Here is a 16,460-nt window from a genome sequence, read left to right on the forward strand (position 1 = left end):
GTCAAAAAAATTGACAGTGTCATTTCACATTTGTATAAATTTTTTTACAGCATGTAAATAAAGTACAAGTGTAACTCCAATCAATATTTTTTCATCCCCCTGCTATTTATTGAAGCAATCTGGATTTTATAAACAAACCGTCTCCCACAAATGGCGGGCTATTTTCTTATCTCCCCTAAAATATATGTTTTCCCTACTATCCTTTCTTCAAATATACATTTTGGCACACTATTTGCTTTATTCAATACTGTGAATAGGGGGAATTAACATGACTTTAAAAATTAATAAAATCCAAAATCAACTACAAAACTATGAAATTGACGGGTTACTCATTACCAAAAAAGAAAATCGCCAATATGCAACAGGCTTTACAGGTAGTGCTGGCGTCGTCTTAATCTCTGCGGATAAAACTGTTTTTATAACTGATTTTCGCTATGTAGATCAAGCGAAATCACAAATAAAAGATGCTGAAATTATTATGCATAAAGGAAATTTAGAAAAAGAAATTGCAAATCAAGTATCAAAATTAAACATTCAAAAACTCGGAATTGAAGAGAACAACATGACATTGCAACAATATAAAAACTTACAAAAATGCGTACATGTGGAAATGGTTCAAGTGTGCGAAATCATCGAAAATATTCGTATTATTAAAGACATGCCGGAAATAGAAACAATGAAAATCGCAGCTAATATTGCTGACGAAGCATTTCACCACATCCTTACGTTTCTAAAACCAGGAATAAGTGAAAATGATGTACGAGATGAGTTAGAATTTTTCATGCGAAAAAAAGGGGCTACATCCTCTTCATTTCAAATCATTGTAGCTTCTGGTGTTCGTTCTTCACTTCCTCATGGAGTTGCATCAAATAAAATAATCGAACGAGGCGACGTCGTTACATTAGATTTCGGTGCACTTTACGATGGATATTGTTCCGATATCACACGTACTGTAGCAATCGGAGAACCATCAGAAGAATTCAAAAAGATATACAATGTTGTACGAGAAGCGTTAAAACGTGGGACGGAAGCAATTAAACCTGGGGAAACTGCGAAAAGTATCGATGATATAACGAGAGATTACATTACAGAACATGGATACGGCCAATATTTTGGACACTCTACTGGTCATGGTCTTGGGTTAGAAATACATGAACCTCTTCGCCTATCCCAAGAAAGTAAGACTATTTTAGAAGAAGGTATGGTTGTTACAGTTGAACCTGGTATTTACATACCAAACTGGGGCGGTTGTAGAATTGAAGATGATATTGTCATTACAAAAGACGGATATGAAGTTATTACAAAATCAAATCGGGAACTAATTGTCATACCTTGTTAAAATCATGACCTTTTTTAACAGGAGTTTTTCTCTGCACATAGAATTCTTTCTCTGGAGTAATCGTTTAAAGAGGGGGAATATTAATTGAATTTTGTAATTGATAAAATAGATGGTTTGCAAGCTGAATTTTCCAAACTTGTTTCCATGATGAATTACGCTCGCTATACAACAATGCAAGCGGTGGAAGGTTTAACAATTGAAGAACTTGATTATTTATATGATGAGGAAGCAAACTCAATTGGTATGCTTTTGTACCATATGGCTGCTATTGAATTTTACTACCAAATTCATACTTTTGAAGACCGTGAACCAACGGAAGCTGAATTAGAACGGTGGTTACCTGCTATTGAGTTAGGGGCTCTTGGCCGCGAGAAAATAAAAGGAAACTCTATAGAATTTTACATAAACACATTACAAGAAGTACGTTCCAAAACGATCGAGACTTTTCAATCGTTACCTGATGAATGGCTATTTAAAACGACAGAATTTTGGTATGACAAACCAGCAAATAACTACTTTAAGTGGTTTCACGTATTTGAAGATGAAATCAATCATCGCGGACAAATTCGTTTAGTTAAAAAGATGCAAAAATCTCATTCAGTAAAATGAGAAAATGCCACCGAATAAGGGTGGCACTTTCTTTTATTCATTAGCGAATAGCTTTTCATTTACTTTTTTGGCGACTACCGCTACCAACATTAAAATGCATATTAAATATATCAATTTCGCAATAAATAACCAGCCTTGAAACATTACAATTCAATCTATTATCTCATTTCCTTTCAATAACAAAAAAGGAATCGCGCTAATTATAATGACAAACTCGATGCTGAAAACAATTTTCTTTTTTCGGCTATACGCTTTCCATTCATCCCAGCGATACATAGGAGCAAATATCAATACTCCTATACATAATATAATTGGTACCCATTCACTTTTAAGAAATTGCCCTGAAATAACTGATAATAGTAAACAAACGAGCACACCATAATAACCTATTTTCTTTCTCATTCGTACGCCCCCATTCTACTTCTCCTTTAATATGTAACTTGCTACGCTTATAACAATTCTTAGAAAAACAACAACGACAATTACAAGATAAAGACCTTTTGCAGAAGACATCCATTCTTGAAAAATAGACATTTTCTCCATTTGCTTCTGCCCTTCTATTAAAATAAACCCTACGAAAAATGAGCAAACAACAATGATACCTATCATAATTCCGATACTTTTCTTACTATATTGTTTCATATCATCCCAGTTATATAAAAGGATAAATACAAACCCGAAAACAGGTATGATACTGATCCATTCATTGTTTGTAAACAAGTTTAAAATGATTAATAGACTACAAGATATAACGAATCCCCAAAATCCAATTTTTTTGTGCATAAGCCCTCCTCGAATTCCATTTTTAGGATTAATTGTATTGTAACATCCATTTCCACTTCTTACCATTATAGTATATGAAATTTTACTTTTTTTCTTTTTCCTATACTCACATACTTTTACTGCTTTCATACAATAAACTACACGAATGCCTAAAGGATGTGAATGTTATGGGAGTTGAATTAACGCTGTTGCATGCTCTCTATATTCTTTGTTTACTCGCTATTATTACTTTTTTTATTCTCCGGAAAGATACGACGATTATTTGTATCGTTTTTATCTTTTTATTAGCATTAACTGCTACAAGTTCTATCCCTCTTGCCGTTAGCGGTATTTTTCAAAGTTTCATTTATGCCATTACTGAGCTATTACCAACTATATTAATCATCTCTATTATCGTATCAATGAGCAATCTACTCGTTCATACTGGCATAAATGATACGATGATTTCACCATTTACAAAGATGATTCGTACACCTGCACTCGCCTACTGGATTATCGGCCTTTTAATGATGACAATTTCTTTCTTCTTTTGGCCTTCTCCAGCTGTCGCTTTAATGGGAGCTATTTTATTACCCGTCGCTGTACGCGTCGGCCTTCCGCCAATTGGAGTTGCCATTGCTATGAACTTGTTCGGACACGGCATCGCCTTATCTGGTGACTTCGTTATTCAAGGTGCACCGAAATTAACAGCAGACGCTGCTGGTCTTCCTGTTTCCAGCGTTGTTTCTGCCAGTGTTCCCCTCGTTATCGTTATGGGTATTGTGACAACTTCCGTCGCATTTTTCTTCTTACGAAAAGAATTTCATACAGGCTTATCTATACAAGAATCTATTCCATCAACTGAGTCTTCTAAAACGCTCACCTCATTATCTCCTCAAACAAAAAAATGGCTCGCTATTTGTATTCCGGTCGTATATGCCATCGATATCCTTTGCATGATTCAATTTAAACTACAAGGAAGCGATGCAACTGCACTTATCGGCGGGACGACTGTTATTATGATTATCATCATTTCCCTTATCGCCTACAAAGGTAATGGACTAAATAAAACGACCGATTATTTTATAGAAGGGCTCCAATTTGGATTTAAAATCTTTGGTCCAGTTATCCCAATTGCTGCACTCTTTTATTTAGGAGATAGCGGCTTTGTAAAAATTATCGGAGACTATTTACCGAAAGGTTCACACGGAATCATTAACGACTTAGGAATCGCTTTGTCTCAAACTGTTCCTTTAAATCAATACGTATCGGCGGGAACATTAACTATCGTTGGTGGCATAACAGGATTAGATGGATCTGGCTTTTCTGGTATATCACTTGCTGGTTCAATTGCCAATCTTTTCGGAACAGCACTTGGGCATGGTACAGCTACATTAACAGCTCTCGGGCAAATTGCTGCAATCTGGACCGGAGGCGGGACTTTAATTCCTTGGGCGCTTATTCCTGCCGCTGCCATTTGTAAAGTAGATCCATTTGAACTTGCACGCCGTAACTTTTTACCGGTTGTGATTGGTTTAATCGTCACCACCATCGTTGCGATGTTTATTCTATAAAGTAAGTAAGTGTTCTCTTGCTTACTTTTTTATTGTGAAATCAATCATTTATTACGGACTTTCAAAAGGGATTATGTATATGTTAGCGAAGTTATATTAGGAGAGTATTTATTTCAAAACGTTTACGAGAAACAGATTACTTCCATTCGAAAAGGGGACATAACTATGAATGAATTGATTTTCGTCTTATTACTTTGTCCGTTACTTATCTTTATCGTTTCTGTTATTGGAACACGTCGAACGAAAACGTATTACGTAATGCCAATTGTAACGTTTGCTAGTTTTTTAATAATAGGTGTTATCGCCTTTACTCCAAAATTTTTCTTTTGGGTTGGCATGTACAGCATCTTCTCATTTATTGTTTCTTATATGACGCTATTGTTTGTGAGAGGATATGAGGTTACTGAAAACGCTAAATAGTTATTAACGAGGAGATTGTAATATGATTTTCTTTGATGTCGATGGAACTTTACTTGATTATGAGGCCGCTGAAAGAAATGGTATTATAGATTTCTTTCAAGTATATAGTACTATTTTTTCAGGTAATGAATTAGAGGCCACGAAAGTCTGGCATGAATTATACGAAGAATATTTCAACAAATTTTTATCCAAGGAATTATCTTTTCAAGAACAACAAAGGATGCGAATATATCATTTATTTAAAACATATGGATTAAACTTATCACCCGAGGAATCTCAGCACAGATTCAATCAATATATAGAACTATATAAGAACAACTGGGCCGCGTTTGAAGATGTACACTATACATTACAGACCTTAAAGCAAGAAGGGCACTCATTAGGTGTCATTAGTAATGGTGACTATGAACAACAAATCGAAAAATTAACTGCTTTAAACATTCTACAATATTTCAAATACATATCTACTTCTAGTAAAATTGGTATATCGAAACCAGACCCTGAAATTTTTCAAAGAACTGTATTACAATCGAATCTTGAAATGAAAGATTGCTATTATATTGGTGATCGATTAGAAACAGATGCAATTAGTAGTACAGCAGCTGGAATGTAAGGGATATGGTTAAATCGTGATAACTTGCAACTCAAATGTGATGTTCCTACTATCTGTTCTTTACATGAAATTATAACAATGATATAAAAAAACGACCGCGTTCCCCCGCGGTCGTCTTTTTTCGTGTTACGCTTTAATCCAAGCTTCATTAGCTGGATTTTTACGCCACTCTTGTAATTTTTTCGTTTCAGCTTGTCCGATCATACCTTTTTCTGCTGCTACTTCAGTTAATGCACTGTAGTCGCTTAAAGAGTATGATGCAACGTTAGCTGCTTCTAATTTTTCTTTTCCTGCCTCTAGCTCGTATGTGAAGATTGATACGATTCCTAATACTTCACAGCCAGCTTCGCGAAGTGCTTCTACACATGTAATCGCACTACCGCCAGTTGAAATTAGGTCCTCTACTACTACTACTTTTTGACCTTTTTCAGCTTTTCCTTCGATTTGATTCCCTTTCCCGTGACCTTTTGCTTTACTACGTACGTAGCACATTGGTAAATCCATACGATCGCTTACCCATGCAGCGTGCGCAATACCAGCAGTTGCTGTTCCTGCAATAACTTCTACAGTTGGGAAGTGCTCTTTAATTAACTCTTCTAATCCAGCTGCAATCGCTTGACGTACTTTTGGATAAGATAAAGTTAAACGATTATCACAATAAATTGGTGATTTCATACCTGAAGACCAAGTGAATGGATCATTCGGTTGTAAAAATACTGCTCCAATTTCTAATAAATGCGATGCGATTTCTTTTTTCATACTGTTACACCTTCCCACTGTTGTTTTACTGTTTTATACGCTTCAAGCGGATTTTCTGCTTTTGTAATACTACGTCCAACTACGATGTAGCTTGAGCCAAGTTCCCTCGCACGTTTCGGTGTTGCTACGCGCACCTGGTCATTTACATCATCGCTTGCAAGACGAATCCCCGGTGTTACTGTTACAAATTCATTTCCGCATACTTCACGTAATTTCGGAACTTCAAGTGTTGAACAAACAACGCCATCAAGTCCACTTTCTTTCGTTAGTTTTGCATAATGAGCAACCGCTTCTTCTAACGTTTTCTCAATGCCAATCTCTTTTTTCATCATAGCTTCCGAAGTGCTTGTTAGTTGTGTAACTGCAATACAAATCGGTCTCTCTTTTCCTTCTTGCTTACCTTCCTCTAACCCCTCAATCGCAGCTTTCATCATACTGCTTCCCCCAGCAGCATGAACATTTACCATATCAACATCTAGACTAGCTAGGCTACGCATAGCGCTTTTTACTGTATTCGGAATATCATGAAGTTTTAAATCTAGGAAGATCTTATGCCCTTTTTCTTTTAAGTACGTAATAATCGCAGGGCCTTCTTTGTAAAATAACTCCATACCAACTTTGACAAATAACTCTTCCCCTTCAAAGTGGTGTAAGAATTGTTCTACATCTTGTTTCCCTGGAAAATCTAGTGCAACAATTAACGACTGTGACATGTTTGCTTCCAGCTCCTTCCTTGACATTCCGAAATGTGATCAAATCCTAATTCATCTAGTACTGCTGGTAACTCTTCAATAATTGTCGGACAAACGAACGGATCGATAAAGTTCGCTGTTCCAACTGCAACCGCACTTGCACCAGCATAGAAGAATTCAATTACATCTTCCGCAGTTTCAATACCACCCATTCCAATAATCGGAATGTTAACCGCTTGACTTACTTCATGTACCATACGAATTGCTACCGGCTTAATCGCAGGCCCTGATAGTCCGCCCGTACGGTTTGCTAAAATTGGTTTTGCAGTTTTTAAATCTAGACGCATACCAAGCAATGTATTAATCATCGTTAAACCGTCTGCACCCGCATTTTCAATTGCTTTTGCAATCTCCACAATGTTTGCCACGTTCGGTGACAATTTCACATATACCGGTACTTCAGAAACCTCTTTTACTCGCTTCGTTAAATCAGCAGCAATTTCAGGATTCGTACCAAAAGCGATACCACCCGTTTTTACGTTTGGACAAGAAATATTTAATTCTAGCGCATGAACATTAGGTGCCTTTGAAATTTCCTTCGCAACTGCTACATAATCCTCAGCTTGTGAGCCAGCAACATTTGCAATAATCGGAAGATCAAATTGCTCGAGAAAAGGTAATTCAGAATTCATTACCTTTTCTAATCCAGGATTTTGAAGCCCGATTGCATTTAGCATTCCGCCTGGTGTTTCCGCAACACGAGGCGTTGGGTTTCCGTAACGAGGCTGTTCTGTTGTCGCTTTAATCATAATTGATCCAAGTACACTTAAATCATAGAACTGTGCATACTCACGACCAAATCCGAAGCAACCAGATGCTGGGATGATTGGATTTTTTAATGATAACCCTGGTAATTCAACTTGCAATCTGTTCATAGTACAACCTCCCCGATTGGAAATACTGGTCCGTCGCTACACACCTTCTTGTAAGAATGTCCACTCGGATCTGCTTGTAAATGGCATACACATGCGAAACATGCCCCAATGCCACAGCCCATACGCTCTTCTAATGAAATGTAGGCTTTTCTCTCTTTATAGCGTCCTTCTAATGCACGAAGCATCGCTAAAGGTCCACATGAGTATAGAATGTCAAAGTCGATTCCATAGCTATCAATTACATCTGTTACAAAGCCTTCTGTACCATGCGTACCATCAACTGTTGCAACATACGTATCACCAAGCTCTGCGAATTTCTCTTCATAGAAGACAACATCTTTCGTTTGGAAACCTAAGATGTGAATAACGCGTACTCCCTTTGCTACAAGACGCTGTGACAATTCATATAGTGGTGGTACACCAATTCCCCCTCCAACTAATAGAGCCGTTTGTCCAGCTTCCGCTTCTTCTACAGGAAAACCATGTCCAAGTGGGCCTAACACATCTACAAGTTCGCCTTGTTTTCTTTTCGCTAATGTTTTTGTTCCTTGTCCTTCCGCACGATATAGCATTGTAAATTCGTTCTTGTCTTGATCGACATTACAAATACTAATTGGGCGGCGCAGAAGGGGCGTAATGCCCTCCGCTACCTTAATGTGTACAAACTGCCCTGGATCGTTCATTTGCTGCACTAGATCCCCTTGAAGCACTAATTCGTAAATGTTTTTTGCGATTTCTTTTTGGTTAACGACGATCATATTTTGCTTTTGCATCATGCATGTACCACCTCGTGACGCTTCGTTTGCGTAATTTCTTTCATTGAATGAGCTGAGAATGTCATAGATTCTAGTACTCGTAATATTGCTCTCGTTGTATCAAGTGATGTTAAGCAAGCCACACCATTTTCTACTGATTCACGGCGAATGCGGAAACCATCACGCGCTGGTTGTTTGCCTTTTGTTAATGTATTGATTACAAACTGTGCTTTTCCTTGACGGATAATATCAAGTAAGTTGTATTCTTCAGAATCAATTTTATTTACAACTTGCACTGGAATGTTTTGCTCTGCTAACGATTGTGCTGTTCCAGCTGTTGCTAATAAGTTATAGCCGATTTCGTGGAAACGTTTTGCAATTTCCATTGCTTCTTCTTTATCTTTATCCGCTACAGTGATGATTACTGATCCGTGCGTTGGGATGTTAATTCCTGAAGCAACTAACCCTTTGTATAATGCTTTTTCAAGTGTTAAGTCTTTACCCATTACTTCCCCTGTTGATTTCATTTCAGGTCCTAATGTTGTATCAACTGAACGTAGCTTCGCAAATGAGAATACCGGTGCTTTTACATACACTTCTTTCTCTTCTGGGTGATAACCAGTTCCATATCCTTGTTCTACAAGATCTTGACCTAAAATAACTTTCGTTGCAACATTCGCCATCGGTACGCCTGTAATTTTACTTAAGAATGGTACTGTACGGCTCGCACGTGGATTTACTTCAATTACATACACTTCATCTTTGAATACTACAAACTGAATGTTTAGTAATCCAACAATGTTTAAACCTTTTCCAAGTGCAATTGTATGTTCAATAATTTGTTCTTTCAGTTTTGCAGATAAGCTTTGCGGTGGATATACTCCGATTGAGTCACCAGAGTGAACTCCAGCGCGTTCAATATGTTCCATAATACCTGGAATGAATACATTCTCACCGTCTGAAATTGCATCTACTTCAATTTCTTTACCAACCATGTAACGATCGATTAATACTGGGTGATCTGCGTGAACTTTAACCGCATTTTTCATGTAGTGCAGCAGTTCTTCTTGACGATATACGATTTCCATCGCGCGTCCACCTAGTACGTAAGATGGTCTTACTAATACTGGGTAACCAATTTTGTCAGCGATTGCTACCGCTTGCTCTACAGTCGTTGCTGTTTTACCAACTGGTTGCGGGATACCAAGTTGTGTTAGAGCTGCTTCAAACTTATCACGATCTTCTGCACGGTCTAAATCTTCAAGTGATGTTCCTAAGATTTTCACACCGTGAGCCTCTAATTTAGCAGCTAAGTTAATTGCCGTTTGTCCACCGAATTGGACGATAACACCTTCTGGCTTTTCTAAATCGATAATGTGCATTACATCTTCGATTGTTAATGGTTCAAAGTATAATTTGTCAGAAATACTGAAGTCTGTTGAAACTGTTTCTGGATTGTTATTAACAATGATTGCCTCATATCCCGCTTCTTTAATTGCCCATACAGAGTGAACTGTTGCATAGTCAAACTCAACACCTTGACCGATACGGATTGGACCAGATCCTAGAACTACTACACTCTTACGATCTGTTCTAACCGATTCATTCTCGTCACCATATGTGCTGTAGTAGTATGGTGTTGCAGATTCAAACTCTGCCGCACAAGTATCTACCATTTTATAAACAGGAGTTATATTGCTTTCTTTACGCATATTGTAAATTTCACGCTCTGTTTTGTTCCAAGCATTGGCGATGTAATGGTCACTGAAGCCCATTTCTTTCGCTGATTGTAATACTTCCATATTTCCTACATTTGCTTTTACTTCGCGTTCCATATTTACGATATTTTCAACTTTTTGTAAGAAGAAGAAGTCCATTTCACACCAATTGTTGATTTCTTCTTTCGTTACACCTTGACGAATTGCTTCTGCTACAATAAACAGTCGCTCATCATCAGCTTTTATAATGCGTTTTTTCATTGTCTCTTTATCAAGCTCTTTTAAATGCTCTAACTCTAAGTGATAAACACCAAGTTCTAAAGAACGAATCGCTTTTAATAATGATTGCTCTAAGTTACGTCCGATTGACATAACTTCACCAGTTGCCTTCATTTGTGTACCCAGTGTTCTGTTTGCTGATTCAAACTTATCAAATGGCCAGCGTGGAATTTTTGAAACAACATAGTCTAATGCTGGTTCGAAACAAGCATATGTTTTTTGTGTTACTGGATTTATAATTTCATCTAATGTTAAACCGACTGCAATTTTTGCCGCTAGCTTCGCAATTGGATATCCAGTTGCTTTAGATGCTAGTGCAGATGAACGACTTACACGCGGGTTTACTTCGATTACATAATATTGGAAGCTATATGGATCAAGTGCAAGCTGAACGTTACATCCACCTTCAATTCCTAATGCACGAATAATTCGTAATGAAGTGTTTCGTAACATTTGATATTCACGGTCACTTAATGTTTGGCTCGGTGCTACAACGATAGAATCACCTGTGTGAACCCCAACTGGATCGATATTTTCCATGTTACATACTACAATCGCGTTATCATTTGAATCACGCATTACTTCATATTCAATTTCCTTACAACCAGCAATGCTCTTTTCTAATAAACATTGTGTTACCGGACTATGTTTTAATCCACCTGATACGATTTCAATTAGTTCTTCTTCATTACTACAGATTCCGCCACCTGTTCCCCCCATTGTAAATGCTGGGCGAACAATAACTGGATATCCAATTTCTTTTACAAATTCATGTGCTTCTTCTAGCGTATGAATAATGGTACTAGATGGAATTGGTTCATTTAATTCCTGCATTAAGGTACGGAATAAATCACGATCCTCCGCTTGCTCGATTGCTGATAATTTTGTTCCTAAAATTTCAACTCCGCACTCTTCAAGTATGCCTGATTTCGCAAGTTCAACAGCCATATTCAGGCCTGTTTGACCACCTAATGTTGGTAAGATTGCATCTGGACGTTCTTTACGAATGATACGGCTTACGAATTCTAGTGTTAATGGTTCTATATATACTTTATCTGCCGTTGCAGTATCTGTCATAATTGTTGCTGGGTTAGAGTTAACAAGGATTACTTTGTAACCTTCTTCTCTAAGAGATTGACAAGCTTGTGTACCAGAGTAGTCAAACTCTGCTGCTTGCCCAATTACAATTGGTCCTGATCCGATTACTAAAATTGTGTTAATGTCTAGGCGTTTTGGCATAACTCTTCCCCTTCTTTCTTGAAGTTTTCAATCATTGCTAAGAAATCTTCGAACAAATCGTTTGCATCTTCTGGTCCTGCAGAAGCTTCTGGATGGTATTGCACTGTAAATGCTGGGAACTTCGTATGACGAAGACCTTCTACTGTTCCATCATTTAAAGCAACATGTGTAATTTCAAGTTCTGTATTTTTAACTGATTCTTCTTCTACTGCGTAACCATGATTTTGAGATGTAATTGCTACTTTTCCAGTTGCAAGATGTTTTACTGGATGGTTTAAACCGCGGTGACCGAATTTTAACTTACTTGTATTCGCACCAGATGCTAGAGCGAATAGTTGATGTCCTAAGCAAATTCCGAATAAAGGAACTTTACCGATAATGTCTTTTAACATTTCAATTGCTTCTGGTACATCTTTTGGATCTCCAGGTCCGTTACTTAACATAATTCCATCTGGGCTAAGACGTAAAATTTCTTCTGCTGTTGTATTGTAAGGTACTACAATTACATCACAGTCACGTTTATTTAATTCTCGTAAAATACCATGTTTCATTCCGAAGTCTACAAGTACAACTCGGTGTCCACGGCCTGGGCTTGGGTATGGATCTTTCGTTGATACGCGTTTCACGTGATCTGTAAATACTGTCGCTTTTAATTGGCTCACGATGTATTCTACATCTGCATCCATGTTACATAGACGTCCACGTAATGTACCGTATTGACGAATTTTTCTCGTTAATTTTCTCGTATCAATTCCTGCTAACCCTGGGATATTTCTTTCTTTTAAGTAATCATTTAACGAAATTTCATTACGGAAGTTTGATGGATGATCACAAATTTCGTTTACGATTAAACCATTTACAGATGGGTGAATCGATTCAAAATCGTCACGGTTGATGCCGTAGTTTCCGATTAATGGGTACGTGAATGTTACGATTTGACCGCAATATGATGGATCAGATAATGTTTCTTGATATCCAGTCATTCCTGTTGTAAATACAACCTCACCTGACTTTTCGATTTCTCCTCCGAAACCTTTTCCAATTAATACTGTTCCATCTTCTAAGATAAGTTGTCTTTTCATACTAATGCACTCTCCTTTTGCCATGCGATCTTACCACCAACGATTGTCATTACCGGCCATCCTTGGCATTTCCAACCTGCGAATGGTGTATTTTTTCCTTTTGATAAGAATGTTGTTGGGTCAATCTCTTCTTCTTGTTCTAAATCAATGATTGTAATATCAGCTGTTTTACCTTCTTTCAGGCGACCTGCTTCTAAGCCGAATGTATCAGCTGGTTTTTCTGTTAAGAATTGAATTAACTGCTCTAATGTAATAATTCCTTTTTTCACAAGGTTTGTGTATAGAAGTGGGAATGCTGTTTCAAAACCAGTAATTCCGAATGGTGCTCTTTCAATTCCTTGCGCTTTCTCTTCCGCTGTATGCGGTGCATGATCAGTTGCGATCATATCAATTGTTCCATCTAATAAACCTTCAATTAGTGCTGCGTGATCTTCTTTTCCACGAAGCGGTGGGTTCATTTTAAAGTTAGGATCAGCTGCTGGGATATCATCTTCACATAACACTAAGTGATGAGGTGTTACTTCTGCTGTTACTTTAATTCCAGCGCGTTTCGCATCTCGAATTACGCGTACAGAACCTTTCGTACTTACGTGACATACGTGATAGTGACAATCTGCTGCTTCAGCAAGCAGTATATCCCTTGCAATATGTACAGATTCACATACTGATGGGATACCGTTTAATCCGTGTTTCTCAGAAAACTTTCCTTCATGTACACAACCTTTATTAATAAGAGTATTCTCTTCACAGTGCGCAACTACTGCCATATTTAATTTCGCTGCACGCTTCATAGCAGCTAACATCATGCTAGCATCTTGTACGCCTACACCGTCATCAGTGAAAGCAAATGCTCCAAGTTCTTTTAATGTTTCGAAATCTGTCATTTCAGAACCAGCTTGGCGTACTGTAATTGCTCCGTATGGTAGTACGTTGACATGCGCTTTTTCTTTAATACGATTTTGCAAGTCTTCCATATGTTCTCTGCAATCTGGTACTGGGCGTGTATTTGGCATTGCACAAATTGTAGTGAACCCACCTTTTGCCGCTGCTAGTGTACCTGTTTCAATTGTTTCTTTATGTTCACCACCTGGTTCACGAAGATGTACGTGTACATCTACTAATCCAGGTGCGATTAACTTTCCGTTCACATCGATTACTTCAGCATTATCTGCCGTAATATTTTCTGCTACCTTAGCGATTTTACCGTCTTGTACGAGAAGATCTGTTGCTACGATTTTTCCTTCTTCATTCATATAACGACCATTTTTAAACAAGTAATTCATGTTTCATTCCTCCTAATACATTTGGTAAGGCGCGTTTTAGTACAGCCATTCTTACGTAAACTCCATTTTCCATTTGTTTAAATATGCGTGAACGCTCACACTCAACAAGTTCACTTGCAATTTCAACATCACGGTTTACAGGAGCTGGATGCATAATAATGCTTCCTTCTTTCATACGTTTTTCTCTTTCCACTGTTAATCCGTGTTTCTCATGATACTCTTTCATAATGTCTGTTTCATAATGATCATGACGCTCATGTTGTACACGAAGTAACATCATTACATCCACTTCTGGAACAAGTTCATCTAATGGTTTGTATGTTCCAAATGTGCTGTCTTCATCTTTCCACTCTTCTGGACTTGCAAAGTAAATTGTTGCACCCAGTTTCGTTAATGCTTCTGCATTAGAACGTGCTACTCGGCTATGACGAACATCTCCTACTATCGCAATCTTTAATCCTTCAAATCTTCCAAACTCTTGTTTAATTGTAAGAAGATCGAGTAGGCACTGCGTTGGGTGGTTTCCACATCCATCTCCAGCGTTTAAGATTGGGATATTTACCTGATCTTTTAGTTCATCGAAGTAGCGATCTTGCTCATGGCGGACGATCACCGCTTTTGTTCCGATTGATTCTAGTGTTCTTATCGTATCGTATAAAGTTTCTCCTTTTTGTACGCTAGATGCATCAGCTGAAAAGTTTAAAACTTCAAGTCCTAATCTCTTCTCAGCAACTTCAAAGCTAAATCTCGTTCTCGTGCTATTCTCAAAGAACAAGTTCGCAACAAAAGTTTGCTCTGTCGTTTTGCTCTCTTTTCCATTCGCGAAATCTTCTGCGTCTTGTAGGATTTCTGAAATTTCTACTTCCGATAATTCACTCATCGTTAACAAATGGCTCATCGTCATCCCTCATCTTTCTGATTTTTATGTTACCACTTTTGTATTTTTATAACAACTTTCGTATAAAAATACCCTAGTCGTTTGAGACTAGGGTGCAAGGAAGAAGCCACCCTTTCCGGTCTCACAGGACTGAATTAAAAGGTTATTATGAAGCAATCTGCTTAGATTGTTTTATTTGTTTCGTTTCCGGTAGTAGTAGATTTAATAGTACACCTACAATTGCTGCTAGTGCCATTCCTTCTACTTGGAACGATTCTCCTACATGAAGTACCGCTCCACCAATACCGATTACTAGTATTACTGATGCAATCATTAAGTTTCGTTTGTCACTTAGGTCTGTTTTATCATCTACCATCATGCGTAATCCGCTTGATGCGATTACACCGAATAGTAAGATTGATACTCCGCCCATAACCGGTGTTGGTATGGAGTGAATCAGCGCGGAAATCTTACCTATAAAACCAAACATGATTGCGAATACTGCTGATCCGATGAATAAGTATACGCTGTAAGCTCTCGTAATTGCTAGCACACCGATGTTTTCACCATACGTTGTATTCGGTGGTCCACCTATTAGTGATGCAATCAATGTCGCTATTCCATCACCGAAGATTGAGCGATGTAAACCTGGTTTTTCAATTAAATCTCTTTTAATAACATTTCCAAGTACAATTTGATGTCCGATATGTTCTGAAATTGTTACTAGTGCAACTGGTACCATCAAGAGTACAATCTTCCACGAAAACTCCGGAGTATATGTTACAAATGGTACTGTGAAATCTGGTACAACAAACCATTTTGCCTCAGCTACCGGCTTTAAGTTTACTAGCCCTTGGAAGTAAGCGAAGATATATCCGCCGATAATGCCCAGTAACACTGGTATGATACTGAAAAACCCTCTTCCGAATATAGAGCAGATAATTGTAATTGCTAATGTTACTAATGCTACTGAAAAGTGTGTAAAGCTATATTTGCCATCCGCACCGTTCATCGCCATGTTAACTGCTGTATGTGCTAAAGCTAGACCGATTACCATTACGACTGGACCAACTACGATTGGCGGAAGTAATTTCATAATCCACTCTGATCCTGACTTCTTAATTCCGAGTGAGATTAAGATGTACACAAGTCCTGCAAACAAACCACCGAGCATTGCTGCTCCAGGTCCACCTGCTGTTTTCGCTGTTATAATTGGTGCGATAAAGGCGAATGATGATCCTAGATAGGCAGGTACTTGACCTTTCGTTATAAGAAGAAACGCTAGCGTTCCTAATCCACTTGATATTAATGCTACTGACGGATTCAATCCTGTTAAAAACGGAACAAGCACTGTTGATCCAAACATCGCGAACAAATGTTGTATACTTAAAAATAACCATTTTCCCGGTTTCGGTACTTCATTAACGTCTAACACTGGCTTTTGTTCCATTGTTACATCCTCCTTCAGTTTAAATCTTTGCAATAAAAAAACTCTTTGTGCCTGTGCACAAAGAGTCCTACACT

The 16,460-nt window shown here is 37.9% G+C and carries 14 protein-coding genes and 2 pseudogenes; 5 read left to right on the forward strand and 11 right to left on the reverse strand.

Annotated elements, in window-relative coordinates; genetic code table 11:
* The first annotated feature begins 268 nt into the window (after positions 1–268).
* Both AC3WTA_RS06985 and AC3WTA_RS06990 read left to right on the forward strand, forming a co-directional pair.
* Positions 269–1,339 (forward strand): M24 family metallopeptidase, encoded by a 1,071-nt coding sequence (locus AC3WTA_RS06985; RefSeq protein ID WP_070169096.1) that lies wholly within the window; start codon positions 269–271, stop codon positions 1,337–1,339.
* 84 nt (positions 1,340–1,423) lie between these two features.
* Positions 1,424–1,948 (forward strand): DinB family protein, encoded by a 525-nt coding sequence (locus AC3WTA_RS06990; RefSeq protein WP_070169097.1) that lies wholly within the window; start codon positions 1,424–1,426, stop codon positions 1,946–1,948.
* A gap of 33 nt (positions 1,949–1,981) precedes the next feature.
* Here the strand turns inward: AC3WTA_RS06990 and AC3WTA_RS06995 are convergent.
* Positions 1,982–2,350 (reverse strand): annotated as a pseudogene (locus AC3WTA_RS06995) (YoqO family protein).
* Positions 2,351–2,365: 15 nt separating this feature from the next.
* Positions 2,366–2,797 (reverse strand): YoqO family protein, encoded by a 432-nt coding sequence (locus AC3WTA_RS07000; protein ID WP_171902940.1) that lies wholly within the window; start codon positions 2,795–2,797, stop codon positions 2,366–2,368.
* A gap of 101 nt (positions 2,798–2,898) precedes the next feature.
* Between AC3WTA_RS07000 and AC3WTA_RS07005 the strand changes: the two genes are divergently transcribed.
* The 3 genes and pseudogenes from AC3WTA_RS07005 (at position 2,899) to AC3WTA_RS07015 (ending at position 5,404) form a co-directional block, all read left to right on the forward strand.
* The gene (locus tag AC3WTA_RS07005) at positions 2,899–4,284 is read left to right on the forward strand and encodes a hypothetical protein (RefSeq protein WP_070169098.1); all 1,386 of its coding nucleotides are present in this window, start codon (positions 2,899–2,901) and stop codon (positions 4,282–4,284) included.
* A 165-nt stretch (positions 4,285–4,449) separates the two neighbouring features.
* Entirely contained in the window at positions 4,450–4,704 is a 255-nt protein-coding gene (locus tag AC3WTA_RS07010; RefSeq protein ID WP_001003947.1) for a YbeF family protein, read from the forward strand.
* A gap of 22 nt (positions 4,705–4,726) precedes the next feature.
* Positions 4,727–5,404 (forward strand): annotated as a pseudogene (locus AC3WTA_RS07015) (HAD family hydrolase).
* A gap of 39 nt (positions 5,405–5,443) precedes the next feature.
* On the opposite strand, the gene pyrE reads toward AC3WTA_RS07015, so the two are convergent.
* From pyrE to uraA, 9 genes are all read right to left on the reverse strand, one after another.
* Positions 5,444–6,076 carry an orotate phosphoribosyltransferase gene (gene pyrE / locus AC3WTA_RS07020; RefSeq protein WP_000711448.1) on the reverse strand — a complete coding sequence of 211 codons (633 nt, stop codon included), beginning with the start codon at positions 6,074–6,076 and terminating at the stop codon, positions 5,444–5,446.
* Complete coding sequence (gene pyrF / locus AC3WTA_RS07025; protein WP_000083488.1) at positions 6,073–6,789, reverse strand: orotidine-5'-phosphate decarboxylase; 717 nt, start codon at positions 6,787–6,789, stop codon at positions 6,073–6,075. The genes pyrE and pyrF overlap by 4 nt, the downstream gene beginning before the upstream one ends.
* Positions 6,774–7,703, reverse strand: coding sequence for a dihydroorotate oxidase B catalytic subunit (pyrD, locus tag AC3WTA_RS07030; protein ID WP_001081054.1), 930 nt, complete (start codon positions 7,701–7,703; stop codon positions 6,774–6,776). The genes pyrF and pyrD overlap by 16 nt, the downstream gene beginning before the upstream one ends.
* Positions 7,700–8,479 carry a dihydroorotate oxidase B electron transfer subunit gene (gene pyrK, locus AC3WTA_RS07035; RefSeq protein ID WP_000983346.1) on the reverse strand — a complete coding sequence of 260 codons (780 nt, stop codon included), beginning with the start codon at positions 8,477–8,479 and terminating at the stop codon, positions 7,700–7,702. The genes pyrD and pyrK overlap by 4 nt, the downstream gene beginning before the upstream one ends.
* Positions 8,476–11,694 (reverse strand): carbamoyl-phosphate synthase large subunit, encoded by a 3,219-nt coding sequence (gene carB / locus AC3WTA_RS07040; protein ID WP_001126142.1) that lies wholly within the window; start codon positions 11,692–11,694, stop codon positions 8,476–8,478. The genes pyrK and carB overlap by 4 nt, the downstream gene beginning before the upstream one ends.
* On the reverse strand, positions 11,679–12,776 hold the full coding sequence (locus AC3WTA_RS07045) for a carbamoyl phosphate synthase small subunit (protein WP_000828668.1): 1,098 nt from the start codon (positions 12,774–12,776) through the stop codon (positions 11,679–11,681). Before AC3WTA_RS07045 ends, carB begins: the two co-directional genes overlap by 16 nt.
* Entirely contained in the window at positions 12,773–14,059 is a 1,287-nt protein-coding gene (gene pyrC / locus AC3WTA_RS07050) for a dihydroorotase (RefSeq protein ID WP_492332856.1), read from the reverse strand. The genes AC3WTA_RS07045 and pyrC overlap by 4 nt, the downstream gene beginning before the upstream one ends.
* Positions 14,043–14,957, reverse strand: coding sequence for an aspartate carbamoyltransferase (gene pyrB, locus AC3WTA_RS07055; RefSeq protein WP_000018868.1), 915 nt, complete (start codon positions 14,955–14,957; stop codon positions 14,043–14,045). The genes pyrC and pyrB overlap by 17 nt, the downstream gene beginning before the upstream one ends.
* A gap of 145 nt (positions 14,958–15,102) precedes the next feature.
* A complete protein-coding gene (gene uraA, locus AC3WTA_RS07060) occupies positions 15,103–16,386 on the reverse strand; it encodes a uracil permease (RefSeq protein WP_000435919.1) in 1,284 nt (427 codons plus the stop codon).
* Between the last annotated feature and the right edge of the window lie 74 nt (positions 16,387–16,460).

The organism is Bacillus sp. EB106-07-01-XG149, from assembly GCF_058791555.1.